24 protein-coding genes are annotated in these 23277 nt (G+C 56.3%); 20 read left to right on the top strand and 4 right to left on the bottom strand.

The features are described 5' to 3' along the window. Positions 1 to 4: 4 nt before the first annotated feature. The 4 genes from tgt (at position 5) to secF (ending at position 4508) form a co-directional block, all read left to right on the top strand. Positions 5 to 1126, top strand: a complete 1122-nt coding sequence (gene tgt / locus KUO20_RS02595; RefSeq protein WP_301733657.1) for a tRNA guanosine(34) transglycosylase Tgt — start codon at positions 5 to 7, stop codon at positions 1124 to 1126. Positions 1127 to 1219: 93 nt separating this feature from the next. Then, on the top strand, positions 1220 to 1546 hold the full coding sequence (yajC, locus tag KUO20_RS02590) for a preprotein translocase subunit YajC (RefSeq protein WP_235041356.1): 327 nt from the start codon (positions 1220 to 1222) through the stop codon (positions 1544 to 1546). A gap of 132 nt (positions 1547 to 1678) precedes the next feature. After that, positions 1679 to 3532 (top strand): protein translocase subunit SecD, encoded by a 1854-nt coding sequence (gene secD, locus KUO20_RS02585; protein ID WP_235041355.1) that lies wholly within the window; start codon positions 1679 to 1681, stop codon positions 3530 to 3532. Between the two features lie 49 nt (positions 3533 to 3581). Beyond that, positions 3582 to 4508 carry a protein translocase subunit SecF gene (secF, locus tag KUO20_RS02580; protein WP_235041354.1) on the top strand — a complete coding sequence of 309 codons (927 nt, stop codon included), beginning with the start codon at positions 3582 to 3584 and terminating at the stop codon, positions 4506 to 4508. A gap of 181 nt (positions 4509 to 4689) precedes the next feature. Here secF and KUO20_RS02575 read toward each other — a convergent pair whose 3' ends face one another. Further along, the gene (locus KUO20_RS02575; RefSeq protein ID WP_235041353.1) at positions 4690 to 5484 is read right to left on the bottom strand and encodes an inositol monophosphatase family protein; all 795 of its coding nucleotides are present in this window, start codon (positions 5482 to 5484) and stop codon (positions 4690 to 4692) included. A gap of 189 nt (positions 5485 to 5673) precedes the next feature. Here KUO20_RS02575 and KUO20_RS02570 point away from each other — a divergent pair, with 189 nt between their 5' ends. From KUO20_RS02570 to KUO20_RS02495, 16 genes are all read left to right on the top strand, one after another. Continuing rightward, complete coding sequence (locus tag KUO20_RS02570; protein ID WP_235042402.1) at positions 5674 to 6420, top strand: RNA methyltransferase; 747 nt, start codon at positions 5674 to 5676, stop codon at positions 6418 to 6420. Positions 6421 to 6507: 87 nt separating this feature from the next. After that, positions 6508 to 7383, top strand: coding sequence for a serine O-acetyltransferase (cysE, locus tag KUO20_RS02565; RefSeq protein ID WP_235041352.1), 876 nt, complete (start codon positions 6508 to 6510; stop codon positions 7381 to 7383). Between the two features lie 76 nt (positions 7384 to 7459). Continuing rightward, on the top strand, positions 7460 to 7927 hold the full coding sequence (locus KUO20_RS02560; RefSeq protein WP_235041351.1) for a Fe-S cluster assembly transcription factor: 468 nt from the start codon (positions 7460 to 7462) through the stop codon (positions 7925 to 7927). Between the two features lie 60 nt (positions 7928 to 7987). Continuing rightward, the gene (locus KUO20_RS02555) at positions 7988 to 9154 is read left to right on the top strand and encodes an aminotransferase class V-fold PLP-dependent enzyme (protein WP_235041350.1); all 1167 of its coding nucleotides are present in this window, start codon (positions 7988 to 7990) and stop codon (positions 9152 to 9154) included. A gap of 30 nt (positions 9155 to 9184) precedes the next feature. After that, positions 9185 to 9511 (top strand): HesB/IscA family protein, encoded by a 327-nt coding sequence (locus KUO20_RS02550; RefSeq protein WP_235041349.1) that lies wholly within the window; start codon positions 9185 to 9187, stop codon positions 9509 to 9511. 223 nt (positions 9512 to 9734) lie between these two features. Beyond that, positions 9735 to 10160: a nucleoside-diphosphate kinase gene (gene ndk, locus KUO20_RS02545; RefSeq protein WP_235041348.1), complete on the top strand. Its 426-nt coding sequence runs from the start codon at positions 9735 to 9737 to the stop codon at positions 10158 to 10160. A gap of 102 nt (positions 10161 to 10262) precedes the next feature. Beyond that, the gene (gene rlmN, locus KUO20_RS02540; protein ID WP_235041347.1) at positions 10263 to 11447 is read left to right on the top strand and encodes a dual-specificity RNA methyltransferase RlmN; all 1185 of its coding nucleotides are present in this window, start codon (positions 10263 to 10265) and stop codon (positions 11445 to 11447) included. Between the two features lie 137 nt (positions 11448 to 11584). Further along, on the top strand, positions 11585 to 12319 hold the full coding sequence (pilW, locus tag KUO20_RS02535; protein ID WP_235041346.1) for a type IV pilus biogenesis/stability protein PilW: 735 nt from the start codon (positions 11585 to 11587) through the stop codon (positions 12317 to 12319). 47 nt (positions 12320 to 12366) lie between these two features. After that, positions 12367 to 13305: a RodZ domain-containing protein gene (locus KUO20_RS02530; protein WP_235041345.1), complete on the top strand. Its 939-nt coding sequence runs from the start codon at positions 12367 to 12369 to the stop codon at positions 13303 to 13305. A gap of 8 nt (positions 13306 to 13313) precedes the next feature. Beyond that, entirely contained in the window at positions 13314 to 14429 is a 1116-nt protein-coding gene (gene ispG / locus KUO20_RS02525) for a flavodoxin-dependent (E)-4-hydroxy-3-methylbut-2-enyl-diphosphate synthase (protein WP_235041344.1), read from the top strand. Positions 14430 to 14519: 90 nt separating this feature from the next. Continuing rightward, positions 14520 to 15821, top strand: a complete 1302-nt coding sequence (hisS, locus tag KUO20_RS02520) for a histidine--tRNA ligase (protein WP_235041343.1) — start codon at positions 14520 to 14522, stop codon at positions 15819 to 15821. Positions 15822 to 15878: 57 nt separating this feature from the next. Then, entirely contained in the window at positions 15879 to 16538 is a 660-nt protein-coding gene (locus KUO20_RS02515; RefSeq protein WP_235041342.1) for a YfgM family protein, read from the top strand. Next, positions 16535 to 17692 (top strand): outer membrane protein assembly factor BamB, encoded by a 1158-nt coding sequence (gene bamB / locus KUO20_RS02510; RefSeq protein ID WP_235041341.1) that lies wholly within the window; start codon positions 16535 to 16537, stop codon positions 17690 to 17692. Before KUO20_RS02515 ends, bamB begins: the two co-directional genes overlap by 4 nt. Further along, positions 17689 to 19092: a ribosome biogenesis GTPase Der gene (gene der, locus KUO20_RS02505; RefSeq protein WP_235041340.1), complete on the top strand. Its 1404-nt coding sequence runs from the start codon at positions 17689 to 17691 to the stop codon at positions 19090 to 19092. Before bamB ends, der begins: the two co-directional genes overlap by 4 nt. Before the next feature lie 87 nt (positions 19093 to 19179). Then, positions 19180 to 19794 (top strand): hypothetical protein, encoded by a 615-nt coding sequence (locus KUO20_RS02500; protein WP_235041339.1) that lies wholly within the window; start codon positions 19180 to 19182, stop codon positions 19792 to 19794. A gap of 147 nt (positions 19795 to 19941) precedes the next feature. After that, a complete protein-coding gene (locus tag KUO20_RS02495) occupies positions 19942 to 20745 on the top strand; it encodes a M48 family metallopeptidase (protein WP_235041338.1) in 804 nt (267 codons plus the stop codon). Between the two features lie 123 nt (positions 20746 to 20868). On the opposite strand, the gene aroE is transcribed toward KUO20_RS02495, so the two are convergent. From aroE to tsaC, 3 genes are read right to left on the bottom strand one after another with little or no spacing between them, the layout of a single operon-like run. Further along, positions 20869 to 21690 carry a shikimate dehydrogenase gene (aroE, locus tag KUO20_RS02490; protein ID WP_235041337.1) on the bottom strand — a complete coding sequence of 274 codons (822 nt, stop codon included), beginning with the start codon at positions 21688 to 21690 and terminating at the stop codon, positions 20869 to 20871. Then, entirely contained in the window at positions 21687 to 22649 is a 963-nt protein-coding gene (gene hemF, locus KUO20_RS02485) for an oxygen-dependent coproporphyrinogen oxidase (RefSeq protein ID WP_235041336.1), read from the bottom strand. The genes aroE and hemF overlap by 4 nt, the downstream gene beginning before the upstream one ends. 56 nt (positions 22650 to 22705) lie before the next feature. After that, positions 22706 to 23263 (bottom strand): L-threonylcarbamoyladenylate synthase type 1 TsaC, encoded by a 558-nt coding sequence (gene tsaC / locus KUO20_RS02480; protein ID WP_235041335.1) that lies wholly within the window; start codon positions 23261 to 23263, stop codon positions 22706 to 22708. Positions 23264 to 23277: the final 14 nt, after the last annotated feature.

Here is a 23277-nt window from a genome sequence, read left to right as displayed (position 1 = left end):
TTTTATGCGCTTTGAGCGCCTGGCTGAGGATGGCCGCGCACGCCGCGGTCGCCTGCACTTTCCCCGCGGCACGGTTGAAACACCTGCGTTTATGCCGGTCGGCACTTACGGAACGGTAAAAGGCATGACGCCCGACTCGATTAAAGAGACCGGCGCTGAAATCATTCTGGGCAATACGTTTCACCTGTGGCTGCGCCCCGGCACCGAGGTGATTGAAGCCCACGGTGACCTGCACGATTTCGCCCAGTGGGACAAGCCGATTCTTACCGACTCCGGCGGTTTCCAGGTCTTTTCGCTGGGCAAGACGCGCAAAATCACCGAGCAGGGCGTGCACTTTCGCTCGCCGGTCGATGGCAGCAAAGTCTTTATGGGGCCGGAAGAGTCCATGGCTGTTCAGCGCTCGCTGGGTTCCGACGTGGTCATGATTTTCGACGAGTGCACGCCCTACCCGGCGACCCTTGAAGAAGCCGAAAAGTCCATGGAGCTATCGCTGCGCTGGGCCAAGCGTTCACGTGATGCCCACGGCGAGTCGCCTTCTGCTCTGTTTGGCATTATTCAAGGCGGCATGCATCCTGAGCTTCGCGAGCGTTCGCTCAAAGGATTGCTGGACATCGGCTTTGACGGCCTAGCGATTGGCGGGCTTTCCGTTGGCGAACCTAAAGAAGAGATGATCAAGGTTCTCGACTACCTGCCTACCTGGATGCCCGATGACAAGCCGCGCTATTTAATGGGTGTCGGCAAGCCTGAAGATCTCGTAGAAGGCGTGCGCCGCGGTGTGGATATGTTCGATTGCGTGATGCCCACCCGCAATGCGCGTAACGGCCACCTATTCACGTCCGATGGCACGGTCAAAATTCGTAACGCTAAGCATCGATTTGATACGCGTCCGCTTGATGAAGAGTGCGATTGCCATACCTGCCAACATTTTTCGCGGGGCTACTTACATCACTTGGACCGCTGCAATGAAATGCTCGGTGCAATGCTTAACACCATTCACAACTTACGCTACTACCAGCGTGTAATGGCTGATTTGCGCGCGGCAATTGAAGCGGGTACATTGACGACCTTTGTGGAAGGTTTCTATGCTCGGCGCGGCCTGCCGGTGCCTCCCCTAGCGCAAATCTAACGAATTAATCGCCACGTGCCTTGGCGCGTGGTTTAAACTGTTTGACCAAGCTTTTTATAACCTAGACGTTTTCTAACTCAGGAGTTCTCTGCAATGCTGGATTTCTTCATCTCACCAGCCCATGCCCAAGAAGCCGCCGCTGGCGGTGGTATTGCGCAAATCGTCATGCTGGTTGGCTTCGTGCTGATTTTCTACTTCCTGCTGTGGCGCCCGCAAGCCAAACGTGCCAAGCAGCACAAGCAGCTGGTCACTAACCTGGACAAAGGTGACGAGATCGTCATTGGCGGCGGTTTGGTGGGTCGTATCTCTAAAGTGAGCGACGAATTCCTGACCATCGAGATCTCTGAAGGCACCGAAGTTAACGTGCAGAAAAATGCCGTTGCTGCCGTACTGCCTAAAGGCACTATCAAGTCCATCTAATGCTTTCAACACCCCTGCCGACACAGTGCCAGCCACCCCGGCAGGGGTGACATGGTATGAATGATGGTGAACCATGCTGTGCACGGCGAGTCTGTGCACAGCATTCCGTTTGTAATTGAAGGCAGGGCTTGCATGCTCAACCGTTACCCCCTGTGGAAGTATCTGCTGATACTCGTCGTCCTGGCGGTCGGCCTTATCTACTCGCTTCCCAATCTATTCCCCGAAGATCCCGCCGTCCAAATCAGCAGCGCCCAAGGCGACTCGCTGGACGAACGCCAGATTAACCTTGTTGAAGCCGCTTTAACTGAAAGCGACATTGACATCAAAGCAATCGAAGAAGAGAACGGGCAATGGCTCATTCGTCTGCGCCATGACGATGACCAGCTCAACGCTCGCGACATTGCCACTGAAATACTCGGCAGTGATGCCACCGTGGCATTAAATCTTGCTGAAGCGACCCCAAGCTGGCTGCAGTCATTTTCTGCCTCGCCCATGACGCTTGGTCTGGATTTACGTGGCGGCGTGCACTTCTTGCTTGAAGTGGACATGGAGGCCGCACTAACCCAGCGCCTTGAAGTCAACGCCAGCGCCATGCGCGAGCTGCTGCGCAGCGAGCGTATCCGCTACCGCAATACCGACGTAGAAGATCGCTCACTCTCGATCGACTTTGCCAGCGCCGAAGACCGTGACACGGCACGCCGACTGATCACTCGCGACTTTCCTGACTTTGAGTATTCCAATGCAGGAGATGGCCGCGCCTCTAGCTTAGTGATGACATTAAGCGATCAGTCGATCAGTGAAATTCAGGACTACGCGATCAACCAGAACTTGACCACGCTGCGCAATCGGGTCAATGAGCTGGGCGTTGCTGAGCCCATGGTGCAGCGCCAAGGCCCCAATCAAATTGTGGTTGAACTACCTGGCGTTCAGGATACCGTTGCCGCGAAGCGCATTGTCGGCGCGACCGCCAACCTTGAGTTTCGCCTAGAGGCGCGTAACGACACGCCGGCTAACGAAACAGAAACGCTGACGTTTCGGAATGATTCAGCACGCAGCGCTGAGCTAATGCGTGATGTCATCATTACCGGTGACAGTGTTTCCAGCGCCAGCAACAGCTTTGATGAAAATGGCCGTCCCCAGGTCAACATCAACCTAGACGGCACCGGCGGCACGCTGATGAACCGCGCCACGCGCACCAATATTGGTCGCAATATGGCAGTGCTGTTCATTGAGCATAAAAGCGAAGACACCGTGGTGGTTGACCCGGAAACGGGCGAAGAAACGCTTGAACGCGAGCCTTACGTTGAGCGCGGCCTGATTAGCTTAGCCACGATTCAAAGCGCACTGGGCAACAGCTTTCGCATTACCGGCCTAGACTCGCCAACAGAATCTTCCGAGCTTGCGCTGCTATTGCGCTCTGGCTCGCTAGCAGCGCCTATCTACTTTGTGCAAGAGCGCACAATTGGGCCAAGCCTGGGCGCTGAAAACATTGAGCGTGGCCTGCTGTCGGTTCAGGTTGGCCTGCTGCTAATCGTGCTATTTATGCTGGCGCGCTACAAAGTTTTTGGTGTGTTTGCCAACATTGCGCTGGCGCTGAACTTAACGCTGCTGGTCGCGGTAATGTCGATGCTGGGCGCGACGCTGACACTGCCAGGCATTGCCGGCATAGTGCTGACGCTGGGCATGGCGGTGGATGCCAACGTGCTAATTTTTGAGCGAATACGTGAAGAACTGCGTAACGGCTTATCGGTTCAGCAGGCGATTCAAGCGGGCTATGAACGCGCGTTCACCTCGATCGTTGACGCCAACATCACCACGCTGCTTGTGGCCATCATCCTATTTTCGATTGGCTCCGGCCCGGTTAAAGGATTTGCTGTCACGCTTTCTATCGGTATTTTGACGTCGCTGTTCACCGCGTTAATGGTGACTCGCGCCATGGTCAACTTGATCTATGGCAGCAAGCCCGTCAAAAAGCTGTGGATTTGAAAAGCATGGATTTAATTCCTGTGCTTAGCCCAGAACTTAAGAGGTGGTAATGAAACCCCTATCACACCTGCGAATCGACTTTATGGGACGGCGCAACATCGCGTTTGCCGTCTCCGCTGTACTATTAATTGTGTCGATTGGCGCCATCCTATTCCAGCAGCTCAACCTGGGATTGGACTTTACCGGCGGCACGCTGATTGAGGTGCGCTACGGCGCAGCGCCCTCACTCGATGCAATTCGCGTGCTGCTCGAACAGAGCGGCTTCCAAGATGTTTCCGTGCAGACGTTTGGCGGATCGACGGAAATTTTGATTCGCCTACAGCAGGCGTTTGATGCTGACGTGGGTGGCGAAGTCGTTAGCCTACTGCAAGCGAGTGGCGAAAGCGTAAACCTTGTTCGCGCTGAATTCGTGGGCTCCCAGGTAGGCGATCAGCTGCGCGACCAAAGCGGTCTAGGCCTGCTGGTCGCATTGGGCGTTGTCATGGTTTACGTCGCGCTGCGCTTTCAGTACAAGTTTGCGATTGGTGCCTTGGTGGCGTTGCTACACGATGTCGTCATCGTCGTGGGCGTTTTCGCCCTCTTCCAGCTCGATTTCGACCTGACCGTACTGGCAGCCATTTTGGCGGTGATCGGTTATTCGCTAAACGATACGATCGTGGTTTATGACCGCATTCGCGAGACAATTAGAACCTCTCGAATCGATGATATGCCGCAGATCTTTAACGAAGCAATTAACGCCACGCTTTCCCGCACACTGGCAACATCGGGCACCACCATACTGGTACTGCTCGCTCTGCTGCTGCTGGGCGGAGATATGATCGAAAACTTTGCTATTGCGCTGCTGGTTGGCATCGGGGTTGGCACGTTCTCGTCTATCTACATTGCCGCGGCGCTACTGCTGCCGCTGAAGCTGTCGCGAGAAGACCTGATACCGACCAAAAAAGAGACCGACGAAGAAGAGGAAGAGCTGCCTTAACGGCACCCTTTCTTAACTGAGTTTCTCGAGCCCACAAAAAGGCCCCTGCTGGTTTCCCAGCAGGGGCCTTTTTTATTCGACGTACTTACTTTGCTCGAAGTGCTTAACTTATTCGAAGTGCTTAACTTATTCGAACTACCTAACTTATCCGAAGTGCTTGGCTGGGCAGTGCGCTTTAGCTTTAAAAGTGCGGCGTTAACTGCTTGATCAGCGCTTTATAAAGGCGTGGACCAGCCGCCATCAGCAGCCCTTCTACTTTCACTATCGGCTGGCCGTCAGGCGTACCCATCAGGGCACCGGCTTCTTTTAAGAACAGCGTACCCACCTGCATATCCTGCTCTTCCAGACCCAGCACGAAGGCGCTATCAACGCGGCCACAGGCTAGTTCACACAAATCCAACAAGCCGCTTCCCGTCGCCAGCAGCGTTTCTACCTGCGGGGCGAGCTGTTGGCTAACGGTTACATAAGCAGGCAAATGACGAGTGCGCAGCCAGGCTTCCGGCAGACTCATCGCCATGCGCGTACCGGTAATGGCAGTGGGCTTGCTAACGCGCATGCGTTTGTCATTGTGCTGAGCGCCGCGGCCGCGGCTGGCGATATATTCATCGTCGCCGAACGGGGAAATAATCACCCCGTGCTCGGGACGACCTTTGATAAGACAAACCACTGACAGTGCAAAGCCCGTACCGGCAACGGCTAAATTGGAATAGCCGTGCATTGGTTCGATTTTCCAGACCACATCCGCACCTTCCCCTTCACCCGCTCTATGCGGTGTAAAGCGGCCGGTAACACCGTGCTGGGGATAACCGCGTTCCAACTGCTGAACAATCGTTGCTTCGGCCTTGCGCGCGGTCTCATCGAGCAGGCGGTCAAGGTTAAATTCTTCGTGAGCGTTTTCAATACGTTCGCGTACACGCATAAAATGTTCAACAGCGCCGCGTGCAGCACGCAGCGTAAATTGGACCATAGGATTCATGATCGGGCCTTGTGACAGTGATGTTAAAGAACGGGGTGTAAAGCAAACAACAGAGCGCTAAGCGCAGGCGCATATAGTCGCCTTTGGGGCGCAATTCTAGCAGACCGCTCTCGGGCATGCCATCGACTCATGCTAGACTGCGCGTTTTACGCCTTATTGATCACCGAGCACTATTTACCGGGCCCTATCATGCTTGAGCGCATTCGCATTGTTCTAATTGGCACTAGCCATCCTGGCAACATCGGCGGCGTGGCACGCGCCATGCACAACATGGGCTTAGCAGATTTAGCCCTCGTCGCCCCACGCTGTGAGGTCCTGACCCAGGACAGTATTTCCCGCGCATCGGGCGCTGACCACCTGCTTCATCAAGCGCGTGTTCATGCAACGCTAGAAGAAGCGGTGGCTGATTGCACTTTAGCCGTCGGTGCCAGCGCACGCTCGCGCACGCTACCTTGGCCAATGCTTTCCCCGCGAGAATTAGCGGATCGCCTGCCCGCAGAGTGCCAGCCCGAGGGTGCCCGCATAGCGCTAGTCTTTGGGCGCGAAGACAGCGGCCTTACCAATGCTGAGCTACAGCGATGCCATGCCCACGTACACATCCCCACCAACGCTGATTTTAGCTCGCTCAATTTAGCAGCGGCGGTTCAAGTAATGGCCTATGAATGTCGCATGGCGTGGCTTAGCCAAGCCGATGCCCCATCAACCGCACCTGCTGAAGCGGAAGAGCTGGCGACGCACGCAGAGATTGAGCACTATTTTGAGCATTTAGAACGTACGCTAATTGGCATTGATTTTCATGACCCGGCCCAGCCGCGACAGCTAATGGCGAGACTGCGCCGCCTATACCTGCGGGCCCGCCCTGAGCGTATGGAAATCAACATCTTGCGTGGAATACTAACGGCTACCGATAAAGCCGCCGGCAATCCGCGACGTTAGCGCTGACCGCCATAGCTTGAAGTCATCGGCAGTCGCCCCAACATCGCAGTATCCTCTAAAATTCGTTGTCGCTCCCAAGGACTTCTTATGTTTCAACGCCTGCGTGAAGACATCAACAGTGTATTTGAGCGCGACCCCGCCGCACGCAACTTCCTTGAGGTGCTGACCAACTACCCTGGCCTGCATGCGCTGCTGCTGCATCGTTGCAGCCACTGGCTGTGGAAGAAAAATTTCAAATGGCTGTCACGGACGCTATCCACTTTCTCACGCTGGCTGACCGGTATTGAGATTCATCCCGGCGCTACCATTGGGCGACGCTTTTTCATCGACCACGGCATGGGCGTGGTGATTGGCGAAACCGCTCAAGTCGGCAATAACGTTACGCTGTATCAAGGTGTTACGCTCGGCGGCACCAGCTGGAACAAAGGCAAGCGCCACCCAACGCTTGGGGATGGCGTGATTGTCGGTGCTGGCGCCAAGATACTCGGCCCCTTTATCGTAGGCGCCGGAGCCAAGATTGGCTCTAACGCGGTAGTCACTAAAGAAGTCCCCCCGGGCGCTACGGTGGTCGGCATTCCGGGCAAGATTGTTACACGTGCCAATCCCGACGTAGAAGAAGCCTTGGACGTCGACCCTGCTCGCCGTGAAGCTATCTGTCAGAAGTTTGGCTTTGATGCGTACGGCGTTAGCCAGGACATGCCGGACCCCGTTGCGCGTTCAATGCAGGCGATGCTCGATCATATGCACGCGGTGGATGAGCGCATTGAGCGCATGTGCTCTACCTTGCGCAAACTAGACGATAACTACCGCGACGGTCAGCTGCCGGCGCTGCGCAGCGAAGATTTTGCCGACATTCTGGATGAGCATGACAGTCCCTGCCCTAGCGTCGAAAAGCGCTCAACGGCGCCCTCGGCTACCGACTCAGACAGCGGGCCCACAGCACCGCCACCGGGTAATGGTTGACCAAAGCACTCAGGCTTTCCCATAATGGCGACACATTTGCCGTTAGCGCTGAGGGTTCAGCGTCGAGGTGCTTGCCATGCGCTTGACCACCAAAGGCCGTTATGCCGTTACCGCCATGCTCGACTTAGCGCTGCATGCCCATAACGGCCCGACCAGCCTCAGCGATATTTCTCAACGCCAAGAAATATCGCTCTCCTATTTAGAGCAGCTGTTTGCTCGCCTACGCCGCGCCGGTTTGGTTGACAGCGTGCGTGGGCCGGGCGGCGGCTACTTGTTGTCGCAGCCGCCAACCGCGATTAGCGTGTCGAACGTCATTGACGCGGTGAATGAAAGCGTTGATGCCACTCGCTGCCAAGGGCTTTCAGACTGCCAGCAGGGCGACACTTGCCTGACCCACCACTTGTGGTGCGAGCTGTCTTTTCAGATCCGTCACTTTCTTGACGAAATGACCCTGGCACAACTGATGCTGCGTCCTGATGTCATAAAGATAGCAGCGCGACAAGATCAGCGCGCTGACGCTGGCATTCTGGTCTCATCGCCTTAGCGTCAGCCATTCACTCGCGCTTCTTGTCGTTATTATTCATAAACAGTCGGTACCTTACCCATGACCACGCCTACGCTGCCAATCTATTTAGATTATGCCTCCACCGCGCCGGTTGACGCGCGCGTGGTCGAGGTTATGCAGCGCTATTTAACGGTTGACCAGCTGTTTGCCAACCCCGCATCGCGCAGCCATATGCTTGGCTGGCAGGCGGAACAGGTGGTCGAGCAGGCGCGTCGCCAGGTAGCCGATGCCATTGGTGCCGATCCTAGAGAGATTGTTTGGACCAGCGGCGCCACGGAAGCAAACAATTTAGCGCTAACGGGCTTTATGCGCGCTAATCGCGAGCGCGGCATGCACCTTGTGACCTCCACTATCGAGCACAAAGCGGTGGTTGATACCGCTGCCGCGCTTGAAAGAGAAGGCTTTGAGGTGACCTGGCTAACGCCAGGGCGCGATGGCTGCATTCAGCCGGAGCAACTGCGCGCGGCCATGCGTGACGACACCACGCTGGTCTCGTTAATGGCGGTGAATAACGAGCTAGGCAGCATTAATGATATCGCCGCGCTGGCGAGCGTCGCCCATGAGTTTGGCGCCGCGTTCCATACCGATGCGGCACAGGCAACGGGCCGTATTCCACTCGACGTGGTGGCCCAGCAAATTGATTTGATGTCGCTTTCTGGGCACAAAACCTACGGCCCGAAAGGCGTGGGGGCGCTCTACGTCAAGCGCCATCCGGACATTCGCGTTGAGGCGCTCATTCACGGCGGCGGCCACGAGCGCGGCATGCGTTCCGGCACGCTGCCGACCCATCAAATTGCGGGAATGGGTGAAGCGCTTGCCTTGATGCAGCAACAGTTCGCTGACGACAACGCGCATATTGGCCGTTTGCAGCAGCGCTTTTTAGACGGTCTTGAAGGCGTCGAAGGCATTTTTGCCAATACGCCGCTAGATAAAGCGGTTCCTAACATTCTCAACTTGGCGTTTGAAGGGGTCGACGGTGAATCGCTGCTGATGGCGCTGCGTGACGTCGCGGTGTCCACCGGCTCAGCATGCAACTCGGCCAGCGTTGACCCTTCCTACGTATTGCTGGGCATCGGCACGCCGCGTTCGCTTGCGCTTTCATCGCTACGCTTTAGCTTTGGCCGCTTCACCACCGAAGCCGACATTGATCATGCGCTAACGCTCATTCGCCACGCGGTGAGCAGTTTACGTACACCGCCACGTTAAGCGGCTGACACTTTTTAAGGAGGACGCCCCATGGCAACACTCAACATTACCCCGGCTGCCGCACAGCAGATCCGCCATGTGCTTGACGAACGCGGCCAAGGCCTGGGCCTGCGGGTTTCGGTCAAACCTAGCGGCTGCTCAGGGTTTAGCTACGTGCTCGACTTTGCCGATACGGTTAGTGAGGAAGAAGTGCATTTTGAAGCCCACGGCGCCAGCGTGTACGTTGCGCCCGATGCCGTAGAAATGCTCAACGGCAGTGAAGTGGATTACGTTAGCGAAGGGCTCAACCGCTTCTTCCGGTTTAATAACCCTAACGTAAAAGACGAATGCGGCTGCGGCGAGAGCTTTACCGTTTAAGCTATGTACGGCGAGCTTTCATCACCGGTATTCATCCCCCGGCTTAAGCGCTATAATCGCGCCCCTGGATATCTGAGTTCAGGCAGCCGGGGATTTTCCGTGCGCTTTTAAACGCGCTTGCTGCTGAACCACATTAGCCAAATCATTTTTCTTGGCCGCCCTGGGTTTCTGAGGCGGCAATTTTTGCTTAATTCTTTTTTAAGAACTCAAGGAGACCATTCGCATGGCTACTGAACGCACTCTTTCTATTATCAAGCCTGACGCCGTTGCCAAAAATGCTATCGGCGAGATCATTGCTCGCTTTGAAAAAGCTGGCCTGAACGTCGTCGCTGCCAAAATGGTACATCTTTCTGAAGAGAAAGCTGGCGGATTTTACGCAGAGCACAAAGAGCGCCCTTTCTTTAAAGACCTCGTTGGCTTCATGATGTCTGGCCCGGTTGTGATTCAAGTACTTGAAGGTGAAGGCGCCATTGCTAAAAATCGCGACTTGATGGGCGCAACTAACCCTAAAGAAGCCGCTGCTGGCACCATTCGCGCCGATTTTGCGGAAACAATCGACGCCAACGCTGTCCATGGTTCTGATTCTGCAGAAAGCGCTAAGCGCGAAATTAGCTACTTCTTCGACAACGACGAAATTTGCCCGCGCTAAGTCTGACTGACAGGTCTGACTGATAGCGCCGCCGTATCGACTTTCGTTGCCGGCCATTTTGCGGAGGCTATGCCTCCGCCCTTCTCTTTAACGCTGACCGCCATGACCACCACTGTAGCCCAACATACGCCCGCTCCTCGTTCCGATGCCGCCAGCACACCTGCTGCCAAAGCGTCACCTGAACGCCACAACCTGCTCGGCATGTCCCGCGAGCAGATGGAAACGTTCTTTTTGTCGATTGGCGAAAAGAAATTCCGTGCTGCGCAGCTAATGAAGTGGATTCACCAAGAGGGTAGCGATGATTTTGCTGCCATGACGAATCTCTCCAAATCGCTGCGTGAAAAACTGGCGCGGGTAGCAGAAATTCGTGGCCCTGGCGTAATCTATGAAGGCACTTCCAGCGACGGCACCCGCAAGTGGGTGCTGGAAGTAGAAGATGGCAGCTACGTAGAAACGGTATTGATTCCGGCTGAAAACGGCAAGCGACGCACGCTCTGCGTCTCTTCACAGGTCGGTTGCTCGCTGGACTGCAGTTTCTGCTCCACCGGCAAGCAAGGGTTTCAGCGCAACTTAACCGCGGCTGAAATCATTGGCCAGGTGTGGGTCGCTCAGCGTAGCGTTGGCCCGCGCCGTGATACGGCTAATCGTCCGGTAACCAACGTCGTCATGATGGGCATGGGCGAGCCGTTGCTCAACTTTGATAACGTTGTGCCGGCTATGAAGCTTATGCTTGACGATAACGGCTATGGCCTGTCTAAGCGCCGCGTGACGCTGTCGACCTCCGGCGTTGTGCCGATGATCGACAAGCTCGGCGATGAAATAGACGTTAGCCTGGCCATTTCTCTGCACGCCTCAACGGACGAGCTGCGCAATACGCTGGTACCCATCAACCGCAAATATAACATTCGCGCGTTGCTGGATGCCTGCCATCGCTACCTGGCCAAAGGCCCAGACAATCGGCAGATCACCATTGAGTACACGCTGATCAAAGACATCAATGATCAGCAGGAGCACGCAGAGCAGCTCGCCGCGTTGCTCAAAGAACTGCCGTGTAAGATTAACCTGATTCCGTTTAATCCGTTCCCTAATTCCGGGTACGAAAAACCGTCGCGCAATCAGGTCATGCGCTTCCAGCAGTGGCTTTACGATGAAGGCTACAATGCAACGGTAAGAACGACCCGCGGTGAAGACATTGACGCCGCCTGTGGCCAGCTGGTTGGACGCGTGAAAGATCGCACTAAACGCAGCGCCCGGCATATCCAGTCGGTGCAGCTTGATGCCGACTAACGCCATGGGTACAAAACAGGGCTTGTCTTGACTTCCGCCTAGCGCGGCGCTTTGATGGTCACGGTTTTTATTGTCATTGCGTTATGCTTTATTTGCACTGTTATTAGTGGTTGGACGTTCACCACGAGAGGATTGATATGATCACTCACCGCAAGCGCCAACACCCAATTCGGGTGCACCTGCTGACCGTGCTTATCGGCAGCCTGTGGCTTGCGGGCTGTGCTTCGTCCAACACGGCGTCATCCCAAGCTAATCCAGCAGCGGCCGACGCCTATACGCAGCTTGGCGCCGCTTATCTGGAGCGCAACAATCTTCCCCGCGCTTTAAATGCACTGGATCGGGCGCTCGACATTGCTCCGCGCCATGCAGAAGCGTTGCAAGCGCTAGCATTGGTTTACCAGCGCCAGGGCGAAAATGCACTGGCCAACGATTATTTTCAACAAGCGGTTGACGCTGAACCTGATTTTACACGCGCCCGTAACAACTACGCGGCGTTCTTGTACGGCCAGGGCCAGTTTGACCCCGCCTGTGAACAGCTAGAAACGGCATCCCAGGATGCCCAGTACGCCAACCGCTCCCAGCTATTTACCAACCTGGGGCAGTGTTATTTGGCGCTGGAAGAATTTGATGACGCACGCGCCAGGCTGCAGCGTGCGCAAAGTATCGATCCGCGCAATGCGCGCGGCTATTTAATGTTAGCTGAACTCGAATATTCGCAGGGCAATTACGCTCAGGCCTGGGCACCGTTGCAATCTTATTTACAGCTCGCTGAGCCCGGTCAAGCGGCGCTAGAAATGGCGGTTGATATCGCCCATGCCCGCGGCGACTATAGCGTCGCCGCCGACTACCAGCGCCAGCTTGGCACCAACTGATTGATTGACGCCCTGATCACCGCTTATTTAATGAAGGATGCTCAGCCATGAGCGATACACAGTCACAAGAAAGCGTCATTAACAGCACCAACACCGTCTCTCCTGGTGAGCTTCTCTCCCGCCAGCGAGAACAGCTTGGCGTGCCGCTCGCCGATGCCGCTCGAGCGCTGAACCTGCGCCCGGCCGTGGTAAACGGGCTAGAGCAAGACAACTACCAAGAGATTCCCGTCGCTGCTTATCGCCGCGGCTACCTGCGCTCCTACGCAAAATATCTCGGCATGGATGATCGTCTCGTGCTTGAGGCTTATCAGGCGCGCAATGGCAGTATCGATACTGAGCGCAAGGTCATCCCGGTGTCGACTACCCGGCCGCCTTCCCGCGTTGGCGCCTGGCTGTTCAAACTTGTGACGCTGCTGGTCATTGTTGGGCTGATTGCGGTGACAGTGATGTGGTGGCAAAGCCGCGGTGGCAATGAGCCGCCCGGCCTTGGTTCATCGCCTACAGAAGAGACGGCTAATGCGCCAGCAGAGCCGTCGGAAGCAGAAAGTGCCGCCGTTGAGCCCAGCATTGTCAGCACTGATGAAAACGCAGCACCGGCTTCCCAAGAGCAAGCAGGCGGCGCCGATGCCGTCGCTGTTATCGACCCGGCGACGCTGGTCGCTACCGATGACGCGCCGCCGGCAGAAACCGCAGCGGTAGAAAGTGATCCTGAGGACACTGCCGACGCAGCAGCCACGACGAACGCTAACGTTCTTGAGCTCACGTTCAACGAGCAGTCGTGGACCGAAATTTTTGACGCCACCAATCAGCGCGTTTTTGTTGGCCTGCAAACGCCCGGCACGTCCACAAGCGTCGAAGGCCAGCCCCCGTTTCGTTTAACGATAGGCAATGCCACCGGCGTTGAACTGCGCTACCAGGGTAAGGAAGTTGACCTTCCCGCCCAAGCCGGTGCCAACAACGTAGCCCGATTTACCCTGGGAGAGTGACCCGCCCTATGCACGCCCCTTCTCCGATTAAACGCCGTTTTTCCCGCCAGATTCACGTTGGTAACGTAGCGGTTGGCGGTGATGCTCCGATTTCTGTTCAGAGCATGACCAACACAAATACGCTTGATGTCGCGGCCACGGTGGCACAAATCCAGCAGCTGGAAAAAGCCGGTGCGGATATTGTGCGTGTCTCGGTGCCTGACATGGACGCTGCGGAAACCTTTGGCCAAATCAAAAAGCTGGTCAATGTACCGCTTGTTGCCGATATTCACTTTGATTACAAGATCGCCCTGCGCGTTGCTGAGCTTGGCGTAGACTGCCTGCGCATCAACCCCGGCAACATTGGTCGGGAAGATCGCGTGCGCGCAGTGGTTAGCGCAGCCCGGGATAACGGCATTCCCATTCGTATTGGCGTTAACGCAGGCTCTTTAGAAAAAGACCTGCAGAAAAAGTACGGCGAACCGACGCCGGCCGCGTTGGTTGAATCAGCCATGCGCCATATTGATCATCTCGATCGTCTCGATTTTCAAGAATACAAAGTTAGTGTGAAAGCCTCGGATGTGTTTATGGCGGTAGCCGCCTATCGCGACCTTGCTGCACGCATTGAGCAACCGCTGCATCTGGGCATTACCGAAGCGGGCGGCCTGCGCTCGGGCACGGTAAAATCATCGATTGGCCTCGGCATGCTGCTAATGGATGGCATTGGCGACACTATCCGCGTCTCTCTGGCGGCCGATCCGGTAGAAGAGATCAAGGTCGGCTTTGACATGCTGAGAAGCCTCAAGCTGCGCGCTAAAGGCATTAACTTTATTGCCTGCCCCAGCTGTTCGCGCCAGAACTTTGACGTTATCGACACCATGAATCAGCTTGAAGAACGGCTGGAAGACGTCATGACGCCGCTCAATGTATCGGTGATTGGCTGCGTGGTTAACGGCCCAGGCGAAGCCAAAGAGACCGATATCGGCCTTACCGGCGGCAGCCCCGCCAACCTGGTTTATATCGATGGAAAACCGGCCAGCAAACTACGCAATGACCATCTTGTAGATGACTTAGAGCGGCTGATTCGCGATAAAGTGCGCGAAAAACAGCAGCAGCAAGACGACATGATTGCCCGCAGCACGTAAGCGCTGGGGTGTACTGCCAAGCCCGTCAGAATGAGTTGCGCACCAAGGCTCTGAACACGCGGCGCCCGAAGGCAGACTAAGGAGTTTTCATTGAGCAAGACTGGCGTTAAAAAGATTCAAGCCATCCGTGGCATGAACGATCTGTTACCCAGCGATAGCCCACGCTGGCAATTTTTTGAAACCAAAGTACGCCAGCTCATGCTGCGTTACGGCTTCAACGAAATTCGCACGCCTATTGTGGAGCAAACGGCGCTGTTTGCGCGCTCTATCGGTGAAGTGACCGACATCGTTGAAAAAGAGATGTACACCTTCGACGATCGCAACAGCGAAAGTTTGACCCTGCGCCCGGAAGGCACCGCCAGCTGCGTGCGCGCGGCCATGGAACATGGCCTGCTGTATAACCAAACCCAGCGGCTGTGGTACCAAGGACCCATGTTTCGCTACGAGCGCCCGCAAAAAGGCCGCTATCGTCAGTTTCATCAAATTGGCGTCGAAACCTTTGGCTTTGACGGCCCCGACATAGATGCCGAAGTGATTCTGCTCTCTGCCCGTCTATGGCAAGAGCTGGGGCTGATGGAACACGTCACCTTAGAGCTCAACTCGCTGGGCTCATCTGAGGCGCGCGCGGCCTATCGAGACACGCTGGTTGCCTATTTTGAGCAGCACAGCGATTTGCTGGATGAAGACTCTCTGCGTCGTTTGACCAGCAATCCGCTACGCATTCTGGATTCTAAAAATCCGGCGATGGCCGACATGCTGGACGCGGCACCGCAGCTGATGGACCACCTGGACACTGAATCACGCGAGCACTTTGAGCAACTCACCAAGATACTTGAGGCGGCGGGCATCCCTTACGTCATCAATCCGCGCCTTGTGCGCGGGCTTGACTACTACTGCCGCACCGTCTTTGAGTGGACCACCACGGCACTGGGCAGCCAGGGCACCGTGTGTGCAGGCGGGCGCTACGACGGCCTCGTCGAACAGCTAGGCGGCAAGCCGACCCCAGCGGTAGGCTTTGCCATGGGCATTGAGCGGCTCATTCTGCTGCTTGAAACCCTGCAGTTAATTCCCGACGACGCTTTGGGCGGCTGTGACGCCTTCTTACTGCCAATGGACGATAACGCCACTCTGGCGGCCATTACTCTGGCCGAGCAGCTGCGTAGCGAACTTCCCACGCTTCGTCTGCAGCTTCACTGCGGCGGCGGTAGCTTTAAAAGCCGTATGAAGAAAGCCGATAAAAGTAACGCTACGATGGCGATACTGCTCGGTGAAGATGAAATTGCTGAGCAGTCGGCGACGCTCAAATTCCTACGCGATGACCGCGAACAGCAGCGCGCTTCTACTGCAACGCTAGGCGATACGCTACGCGAACTGTTAGCCATTAATGTATAACGCCCAGCAGGCACAGGATGCCTGCTCGTGCATACCAACTAAAATAGGAGGCCGCCCGTGGCGGAGCTGAGAAGCGACGAAGAGCAGCTAGACGCATTCAAGCGCTGGTGGAAAGAAAATGGAATCTCCTTGGTAGCAGGCGCGGTCCTTGCGGGGGCGGGCGTATTCGGTTGGCATGCTTGGCAAAATTATCAACAGGGCCAGTCAGAAGCCGCTTCCATGCGCTACCAGCAGATCGTCACCATGACCACGAACAGTGAGCTTGACGATGATGACGTGGCCAGCGCACGTGAGATGGTCAGTGAGCTGAATGACGAGCATAGCAATACGCTGTATGCCGAACTTGCCCTGTTGCTCGATGCACGTTTAGCCGTGCAGCAAGGTGATTTTGACGCTGCTAAAGCTTCTTTAGAAAGCGTTGCCAATGACTCTTCGCGCCGCTACGTGCAGAGTCTGGCCTGGCTGCGCTTAGCGCGGGTAGAACTTGCCGACGGCAACCCCGATGAAGCGCTCGCGCTATTAGAAAAGCCGATTAGCGATGCGCTAGCCGCCCAGCTGGCAAACGTGCGCGGTGATGCGTTCGTTGCCAAAGGCGACACTGACGCTGCTCGCGACGCATGGGAAACCGCCATGGAGCTTGCGCAAACGCAAGACCAGCCGCTTTACGGCGTGCAGTTCAAGCTTGACGATCTCGGCGCTGAGGAGGCGACACAATGATTACTAAACACATGATGCGAGCTGGTTTAGGCGCCCTGACACTGGCACTGCTAGTCGGTTGCGCCAGTAAAGGCGAGCCTGCTGCCTACACGCCGAAAGAGCTGCGCAGCTTCAACGAAACCTCGTCGCTGGACACCCAGTGGCGGCGCAACATTGGCGATGGTTTAGGCCATGCACGCTATCCTATTGCGCCTGATCGTGAAGGCGACAGCGTCTTTGCCGCTGACGCCAACGGTGTCGTGATGGCGATGAATGCCGACAGCGGCGACGTTGAGTGGGAAATCGATCTTGAAACGCCTATTTCTAGTGCGCTAACGGCGATTGCTGGCCAGGTTTATTTAGCCGGCAATGGCGAAGTGATCGCGCTGGATCAGCGCGATGGCAGTGAAAGCTGGCGCGCTCGGGTATCCAGCGAAGTGCTGGCCGCGCCACAGGCCAACCAGCAACTGCTGATCGTACAAAGCGTTGATGGTCAAATCACCGCGCTGGACCGCACCACCGGCGAAGAGCGCTGGGCATACACTAGCGCACAGCCGGCGCTAACGCTGCGCGGCACCGGTACGCCGATGGTGATTGATCCTGTCAGCTTTATCGGCTTAGCGAATGGCCGTTTAGCGACGCTGGATAACCGCAACGGCCAGCCACTGTGGGAGGTGCAGGTTGCCACTCCGCGTGGGCGTAGCGAGGTAGAGCGCCTGGTGGATCTTTCCGGTCAGCCGATTATCACCCCCGATGGCCGCCTGTTTGTCACCAGCTATAACGGCCGCGTCGTCGCACTGGAAGCCACCCAAGGCGACCTACTTTGGGAAGCAAACCTTTCCAGCCGCCATACGCCGCTGTTGGTCGGTAACTTGCTGTATATCGTCACCGATAACAGCAACGTTGTGGCACTAGATGCAGACAATGGCCAAGAAGTTTGGCGCAACGATGATTTAGAAGATCGCTGGCTAACCGCACCTGCGTTTGCCGGTGGCCGCATTGTGGTCGGTGATTTTGAAGGCTACCTTCACCTGATCGATGCACGCGAAGGCGACATTGTCGGACGTACGCGCGTGCACAAATCAGGTATTAGCGTGCGCCCCGTCACTGAAGGCAGCACCATTCATGTTCAGGCCAACAACGGTCGCCTGGAAACCCTGGAAGTCACTCCATGACACCCGTCATTGCTTTAGTCGGTCGCCCCAATGTGGGCAAATCGACGTTGTTTAACCGCCTAACGCGTTCGCGTGATGCACTCGTGGCCGATTTTCCGGGCCTCACCCGCGATCGCAAATATGGCAACGGCATGCTGGGCGATAAAGTCTATACGGTGATTGATACCGGCGGCATCAGCGGTGACGAAGAGGGAATCGACGCCGCGATGGCGGAGCAGTCACTAGCCGCTATTGATGAAGCCGATATTGTGCTGTTTATGGTCGACGCGCGCGCAGGCCTTATGCCCGCAGACCAAGCGATTGCTAATCACCTGCGGGTTAATCAGAAAAAAACCTGGCTGGTGGTGAATAAAACCGACGGCCTAGAAGAACATTCGGCGATGGGCGACTTCTGGTCGCTGGGGCTTGGCGACCCATGGCCGATTGCCGCCGCTCACGGGCGCAATGTGTCTACGTTAATCGACGTGGTGCTTGAGCCGTTTCCCGAGCGCGACGCCAGCATTCCTGCCGACACCGGCAGCAAGGGCGTTCGCATTGGCGTGATTGGCCGGCCTAACGTCGGCAAATCAACCCTCGTCAATCGTCTGCTCGGTGAAGACCGAGTGGTGGTCTTTGATGAGGCCGGCACGACCCGTGACTCTATCGAGATTCCTTTTGAGCGCCGCGGCAAACCCTATGTGTTGATTGACACGGCAGGCATTCGGCGGCGCAAAAATGTCCGCGAAATAACCGAAAAATTCTCTATTATCAAGACCCTGGATGCGATCAAAGAATCCCATGTAGTGATCATGGTATTGGACGGCTCCAGCGGCTTGGTTGAGCAGGACTTGCACCTACTCGACTATGTGTTGACCACCGGGCGCGCGCTGGTACTCGCGGTGAATAAGTGGGATGGTTTAGAGAGCGAAGCCAAGGAGAAGATGCGCGTTGAGATCAAGCGCCGCTTAGGTTTTGCTGACTACGCAGAGCTGCACTTTATCTCCGCTCTGCACGGTACCGCGGTGGGTGATCTTTATCCCTCGATTGATCGTGCCTTTGACGCGGCCAATGCCCACTGGTCGACCAACCGCCTAACCACTCTGCTGCAGGATGCTGTCAGCCAAAACCCACCCCCAATGGTACAGGGGCGACGGATTAAGCTACGCATGGCTCACCAGGGCGGCAGCAATCCGCCGATTATAGTGGTACATGGCAATCAAACTGAGTCCGTGCCAGAGGCCTATCGCCGCTACCTCACCAACACTTTCCGTAAAGTGCTGAAGGTTCGCGGAACGCCGATTCGCTTTGAGTTTCGTTCGGGCAGCAACCCGTTCGACACAATGGCGGGGGCCAGTGACAAAGAGAAGGCCAAGAAACGCGAGCTTAACCGCACCAAAGAGGCGCGCAAAAGCCGCCGCTAATGCGCTAACGTTTTACCCTGTGATTCACATTCGCCCGCTTGCATCGTCAAGCGGGCGTTTTGCCTTACTCGCCTTACGAGGAATGTTATGTTTATTGCTGCTCTGCGCTGTCGCTGGCTAATCATGCTGGGCATTGCCAGCCTGCTTGCCGGCTGTCTCGCTCTACCCCAAACGGGGCTTTTTGCGTTTCGTTTGGCGGTAAATTCGCTGGGCATTGAAGACGTGCGCATTGGCCCTTACAACATCAAAGCAGGGTTAGATACCAGTGATCTAACCAGCCTGATCGCCTCTAGTCTCGGTGCGGGAAGTTTACCCATACAAGCCACCGTTGCCATGGGCCTGGGCTTGCCCGCGGGCATGCCGCCCGTTGAGATGTCAGGCTTTCGCTGGACGCTGGATATGCCCGGCGTTGATCCTGTTCAGGGCCAATATAAGCAAGACGTGACGCTGACCTCCGGCGACGATGCTAACTTACGCCTGCCGGTTGCCTTTGACGTGCTGGCCACTGACACTCAGCGCATGGCCCCTATGCTAGAGCTTGCCAGCCAATTAGCCACGCAAGGCGAGCTGCCTCCCGGCAGCCAGCTGGCGATTACGCCAGGGGATCTACGCGGGCTAGGTATGCGACTTCCGGCGGGGTTATTGACTCCGACCATTCGTCTGAACGTGGGCGCTGATGGTCAGCTAATCCCGCAAGGGTAGACTATTTCAGTCAAGCGCCTTAAACGGCGATGCCGTTCAGCATCCATACTTACCCTTTAGGTAGGTTATGATAGTCAGCATTGATTGACTGCTTTCAGCGGCTATCTTATGAACAAGAAACTCATTCGTTTAAAAGGAAAACCTCTCATGCGCTGGCTTCGCCCTTTTACTATGACCGCTTTATGCGTGTCTATCGCTGCTTGTACCACCTCGCCCACAGGACGTTCGCAGCTGCTATTGATGTCTGACAGCGAACTCAATGAAATGGGCAGTCAGGCGTTTTCTCAATACCAGCAAGAGCTTCCCGCTGCCAACCAAACTAGCCAACGCTACGTGCAGTGTATTGCCGATGCAGTTATCGCCGCACTGCCCGCCGAGCAGCAGCAGTTAGACTGGCAAACCCGCGTATTTAAATCCGAGCAGCCCAACGCCTTTGCATTGCCCGGCGGCTATATCGGCGTGAATACCGGCATGCTGGACGTTGCCACTAGCCAGGATCAGCTGGCATCGGTCATAGGGCATGAAGTCGGCCACGTGCTGGCAAGCCACGCTAATGAGCGCGCCTCCACTCAAAACGCCACATCGCTAGGCTTATCGGCTATTTCCAGTGCGTCAGGCATGCAGTCCGCCGGCGGCCAACAGCTGATGGGCGTACTGGGCATGGGTGCCCAGTACGGTATCGTGCTGCCATTTTCTCGGGCACATGAGAGTGAAGCTGACATAATTGGCTTGGATCTGATGGCGCAAGCGGGCTTTGACCCACGCCAGAGCGTGACGCTATGGGAAAACATGCAGGCCGCTACCGGCGGCGGCGCGCCCCCTGAGTGGATGTCGACTCACCCCGGCCAAGGTAATCGGATTGAAGGCCTGCAGGCCAATATGGATCAGGCTCTGGCTACCTATGAGCAAGCCCGCAGCAATGGCCGTAAGCCCAACTGCCCGCGCCCTTGATAGCCTGCGTTTAAAAAAGCGGGGCCGGATTAGTTATCCGGCCCCGCTTTTTTTATAGCCCATTAACGACGCGTGCTAAACCTTATTGAAACGATTTATCATCTGGGCTGCTCGTAACGTAAACTATGTATAGTTGAGCGATTGGCGCAGCCTTTCACGCACGGGCGCCGTATCCGGGCGCACGTTTCGCCACAGGAAAAACGACTCTGCAGCTTGCTCAACCAGCATGCCTAAGCCGTCTAGCAGTTTAGCGCCTCGCGGCCCAGCCCACTGTAAAAACACCGTCGGCTCTGATCCGTACATCATGTCGTAGGCCCAGGCACTGGTATTAAATAGCGTATCAGGTAGCGGCGGTAAGTCGCCTGAAAGGCTAGCGCTGGTGCCGTTAATCACCACATCAAACGTCCCGGCAATCGTGTCAAAACCACCGCCAGTGATAGATCCAAGATCAGCAAAATCGCGGGCCAACTGTTCAGCCTTGGCGGCGGTGCGGTTGACCACAACGATTTCACTGGGCTGCTCGGCAAGCAGTGGTTCCAATATGCCGCGCACTGCACCGCCTGCCCCCACGACCAAAATCCGCTTTCCCACTAACGCCACCCGATGATAGGCCAGATCACGTACTAGCCCGATGCCATCGGTGGTGTCGCCGTAGGTGCGGCCATTGCCTCCCACTATTAGCGTATTCACCGCTCCGGCTCGGGCGGCTCGATGGCTAAGCGTATCGCATAGTGCAAAAGCATCTTCTTTGAACGGCACGGTAACGTTGGCACCGCGCCCACCCGCCTCAACAAATGCTTGCCAGGCGCCCGCAAAACCATCAATCGGCGCCTCTTGGGCAGTGTACTCAATCGCTTGCTGCGTTTGATAAGCAAACTCGGCGTGAATCTGCGGCGACTTGGAGTGTTTGACAGGATTTCCAAACACGCAGTAGTAATCGGTCATAACGGCGCTTCACTAGGGCTTCGATGGTTATCAGAAACGCCCCCGGCGGCTTCGTTGAGCCAGTCCCGGGGGTGTAAGAAGTTTTGCAGATCAGCTTCAGCGCTGCCTGGCTCGGGCGTAAAGGCATATTCCCAGCGCGCGAGCGGCGGCAGCGACATCAAAATAGACTCTGTGCGCCCACCGCTTTGCAGGCCAAACAGCGTGCCGCGGTCCCACACTAAGTTAAATTCCACGTAGCGACCGCGCCGATAGAGCTGAAAATCACGCTCGCGCTCGCCCCAGGCATCCTGCTTACGACGCTCCACAATAGGCAAATAAGCATCTAGAAAGCTGTCACCCACCGCTCGCTGGATGGCAAAGCATTCTGCAAAACTGCCTTCGTTTAGGTCGTCGAAAAACAGCCCGCCGACGCCGCGCGTTTCATCACGGTGCTTCAAATAGAAGTACTCATCGCACCATGTTTTATAGCGCGGATAAACATCGTCTCCGAACCGGTCGCAGGCCGCTTTGGCGACGCGATGCCAATGCTGCACGTCTTCCATCACAGGGTAGAAAGGCGTCAGATCGAAGCCGCCGCCAAACCACCAGACCGGCGGTTCACCGGCTTTCTCAGCGATAAAAAAGCGCACGTTGCCATGGCTAGTTGGCACATGTGGGTTTTCAGGGTGCAGCACCCAGGAAACGCCCAGCGCATGAAAGCTGCGCCCGGCAAGCTCAGGACGCGCGGCGGTGGCCGACGGCGGAAGCTGGGCACCGTAAACATGCGAGAAATTGACGCCACCTTTTTCAAACACGCCACCGTTCGTTAACACCCGGGAACGGCCACCGCCGCCCTCTTCACGATTCCAGCTATCTTCTTGAAACTGACCCTCGCCATCGGCTTGAGCTAAGCCTGCGCAGAGCCGATCCTGCAAATCCAGAAGGTAGCGTTTAACGTCATCAAGGTGTTCGTGGGCCACGGGGACTCCTGGGTGGTGGATAGTGAGTGGAGAATAGTGAGTCGTTCTAAAGCCGGTTAAGAACGCATAATTTTACCGGTGGCCAGATCTCTAATGGTGCTGGGCTTGGCATTGCCACCTAGCTCGCCCTGCACCACATGGGCCACTTCATCACCAAAGATGCCGGTGATCTCAGCAGCGCTCATCGCAGGCGGCTCCCCCGAACGGTTGGCAGAGGTGGACACCAGCGGGCCACCAAAGGCTTCGCACAGCGCTTTCATCACCGGATGGGCGGTCACCCGTAGCGCTACACGCGCATGGGCGCCACGCACGAGCCCATGGCTTCGGCCGTTGTCAGGCACTAACCAGGTATTAGGGCCAGGCCAGCTAGCGGCCAGAGGCGCGTGCATGGTAAGCGGCAGCTGGCTTAACCAGGGCTGAAACTGTTGGATGCTGGCGGCAACAAGGATGACGCCCTTCGCGGGGTCGCGCTCTTTTATGCGCATAAGATGCGCCAAGGCTTCGTCATTTCCAGGATCGCAGCTAAGCCCCCAGACAGCTTCCGTGGGACATGCAATCACTCCCCCGGCACGCAGCGCGCTAATCGCAGGGGTTAGATCGGTCACCAGGCTCATGGTCTCTCCTCACC

The sequence above is a fragment of the Vreelandella profundi genome (assembly GCF_019722725.1).
GTDB classification, from domain to species: Bacteria; Pseudomonadota; Gammaproteobacteria; order Pseudomonadales; family Halomonadaceae; genus Vreelandella; species Vreelandella profundi.
Note: the sequence above shows the minus strand (reverse complement) of the source record. Positions and strands in the feature narration are given on the sequence as shown.

What these genes read in the sequence shown, in the direction of transcription:
- KUO20_RS02575 (WP_235041353.1), bottom strand. Translation starts at nt 5,484, where the DNA reads ATGAATCCTATGGTCCAATTTACGCTGCGTGCTGCACGCGGCGCTGTT.
- bamB (WP_235041341.1), top strand. Translation starts at nt 16,535, where the DNA reads ATGATTACTAAACACATGATGCGAGCTGGTTTAGGCGCCCTGACACTG.
- rlmN (WP_235041347.1), top strand. Translation starts at nt 10,263, where the DNA reads ATGACCACCACTGTAGCCCAACATACGCCCGCTCCTCGTTCCGATGCC.
- KUO20_RS02530 (WP_235041345.1), top strand. Translation starts at nt 12,367, where the DNA reads ATGAGCGATACACAGTCACAAGAAAGCGTCATTAACAGCACCAACACC.
- der (WP_235041340.1), top strand. Translation starts at nt 17,689, where the DNA reads ATGACACCCGTCATTGCTTTAGTCGGTCGCCCCAATGTGGGCAAATCG.
- yajC (WP_235041356.1), top strand. Translation starts at nt 1,220, where the DNA reads ATGCTGGATTTCTTCATCTCACCAGCCCATGCCCAAGAAGCCGCCGCT.
- pilW (WP_235041346.1), top strand. Translation starts at nt 11,585, where the DNA reads ATGATCACTCACCGCAAGCGCCAACACCCAATTCGGGTGCACCTGCTG.
- KUO20_RS02500 (WP_235041339.1), top strand. Translation starts at nt 19,180, where the DNA reads ATGTTTATTGCTGCTCTGCGCTGTCGCTGGCTAATCATGCTGGGCATT.
- tgt (WP_301733657.1), top strand. Translation starts at nt 5, where the DNA reads ATGCGCTTTGAGCGCCTGGCTGAGGATGGCCGCGCACGCCGCGGTCGC.
- KUO20_RS02550 (WP_235041349.1), top strand. Translation starts at nt 9,185, where the DNA reads ATGGCAACACTCAACATTACCCCGGCTGCCGCACAGCAGATCCGCCAT.
- ispG (WP_235041344.1), top strand. Translation starts at nt 13,314, where the DNA reads ATGCACGCCCCTTCTCCGATTAAACGCCGTTTTTCCCGCCAGATTCAC.
- ndk (WP_235041348.1), top strand. Translation starts at nt 9,735, where the DNA reads ATGGCTACTGAACGCACTCTTTCTATTATCAAGCCTGACGCCGTTGCC.
- KUO20_RS02555 (WP_235041350.1), top strand. Translation starts at nt 7,988, where the DNA reads ATGACCACGCCTACGCTGCCAATCTATTTAGATTATGCCTCCACCGCG.
- secF (WP_235041354.1), top strand. Translation starts at nt 3,582, where the DNA reads ATGAAACCCCTATCACACCTGCGAATCGACTTTATGGGACGGCGCAAC.
- KUO20_RS02570 (WP_235042402.1), top strand. Translation starts at nt 5,674, where the DNA reads ATGCTTGAGCGCATTCGCATTGTTCTAATTGGCACTAGCCATCCTGGC.
- KUO20_RS02560 (WP_235041351.1), top strand. Translation starts at nt 7,460, where the DNA reads ATGCGCTTGACCACCAAAGGCCGTTATGCCGTTACCGCCATGCTCGAC.
- aroE (WP_235041337.1), bottom strand. Translation starts at nt 21,690, where the DNA reads ATGACCGATTACTACTGCGTGTTTGGAAATCCTGTCAAACACTCCAAG.
- tsaC (WP_235041335.1), bottom strand. Translation starts at nt 23,263, where the DNA reads ATGAGCCTGGTGACCGATCTAACCCCTGCGATTAGCGCGCTGCGTGCC.
- KUO20_RS02495 (WP_235041338.1), top strand. Translation starts at nt 19,942, where the DNA reads ATGCGCTGGCTTCGCCCTTTTACTATGACCGCTTTATGCGTGTCTATC.
- secD (WP_235041355.1), top strand. Translation starts at nt 1,679, where the DNA reads ATGCTCAACCGTTACCCCCTGTGGAAGTATCTGCTGATACTCGTCGTC.
- cysE (WP_235041352.1), top strand. Translation starts at nt 6,508, where the DNA reads ATGTTTCAACGCCTGCGTGAAGACATCAACAGTGTATTTGAGCGCGAC.